The following is a 1,498-nucleotide window of genomic DNA, read 5'->3' on the forward strand; positions in this document are numbered from 1 at the left end:
TTATGACAAACCGACGACGAGAATTATAAAATTTAGTGGAGGAGTGCAGCAATACTGTTTTGAAACTGATTTTATGTTTTATAGAAATAGTCAACAAATTAATACGCTAAGTTCAACTTTAAAGCATAAAAAAGGAAATTCATTTATTAATGATACTAAAGTAAACGTTAATAGTTATCAGTATACATCACTAGAGTTGGGGGTTAATCATTTTCGTATTATACCTAATGGTACGATGAGTTTTAATTTCTCGGTCGATAAAGGGTTGCCGTGGTTGGGTTTTTCAAAAAATAAACATGCTCAGAACCGTGATTTTACCAAGAGTAAAATGATAATTAACTTAAATAGACGTTTTCATCTATTTGACTCACCTTATCAGATCAATAGTTCATTAGTTGGAGAATATAGTCGAAAACCACTGATGGCTTCAGAACGGTTAAGTCTAACTGATCGTAATGCCTTACGTGGATTTAGCCGTGGAGTGCTGTCTGGTGATAGTGGTTGGTATCTAAAGAATACGTTGTCGCGTTATTTTTGGTTGGGAGAAACGACAGTAATACCAAGAGTGGGTGTTGATAGTGGCCGTGTTTTATCACATGGCAGTACGCAAGGTTGGCAAAGTAATGTTGGCCTGAGTGCGGGCCTGGCATTGTATTATAAAAGTATACAATTTGATTTGGAAGCCAGTCGTGGTTTTTGGTTATCAGATAATAATAAAAGAAGTGAGCCTGTCCAGTATTTATTAAAGTCGAGTTATACGTTTTAGTTTTATCTCACTATACCTATTATACTGCAAGTTGCAAGTTGCAAGTTGCAAGTTGCATGTGCGTTGGCTGCCTTGATTTAGCTCAGTCACTTATTGATGTAAGTTTCTGGGGAGTTGCTCAGTTGCCGCCTTCCTGCAATTCAAATTATTTAGGGTATATATAAACCACTAAATTAGGATATTTAAATGAAAACAAAAAAATTCACACTCTCATCGGGTGGTAAACTGGCTGTCTTGATATCGATGATTCTCACCCCGGTATCAATAAGTTATGCTGCAGGAATAGAAGCAGCAGGAGAGAAGGCTAATCGCCCTGAAATTAGTCATTTGGACAATGGTGCTGTGCTAATAAATATCGCCCCACCGTCTGAATCGGGGTTATCTCACAACCAATATCAAGACTTTAACGTAGATAAGCCAGGAGCGGTATTTAATAACTCAATACAAAATACAAATTACGATAAGGAAAGCATTGCTGCTAATCCAAACCTGGCTACGGGAGGGCGTGGAGCTGAAGTGATTTTAAATGAAGTTGTTGGTGATAATCCTTCCATTCTGCTTGGCCGTCAACATTTGGTAGGCGCTGACGCGGATTATATCCTGGCAAATCCCAATGGAGTTACCTGTGATGGTTGTAGCTTTGACCCTAACTTCAATAAAGTTACCTTGGGGGCCGGTAATGTAATAATGGTTGATGACGGAAAATATGGGAGCCTAATGACTACTTCTCAT

Annotated in this window: 2 protein-coding genes; both read left to right on the top strand. The window is 38.3% G+C overall.

What is annotated here, in order from left to right; translation table 11 throughout:
- Window positions 1–766: ShlB/FhaC/HecB family hemolysin secretion/activation protein (locus tag V1952_RS21765; protein ID WP_420075539.1), on the top strand; the 766-nt coding region annotated here is incomplete at its 5' end.
- A 186-nt stretch (window positions 767–952) separates the two neighbouring features.
- The coding region (locus V1952_RS21770) for a filamentous hemagglutinin N-terminal domain-containing protein (RefSeq protein ID WP_420075540.1) at window positions 953–1,498 on the top strand (546 nt) is incomplete at its 3' end.

The organism is Yersinia sp. 2542 StPb PI, from assembly GCF_048593855.1.
GTDB lineage: Bacteria > Pseudomonadota > Gammaproteobacteria > Enterobacterales > Enterobacteriaceae > Yersinia > Yersinia enterocolitica_E.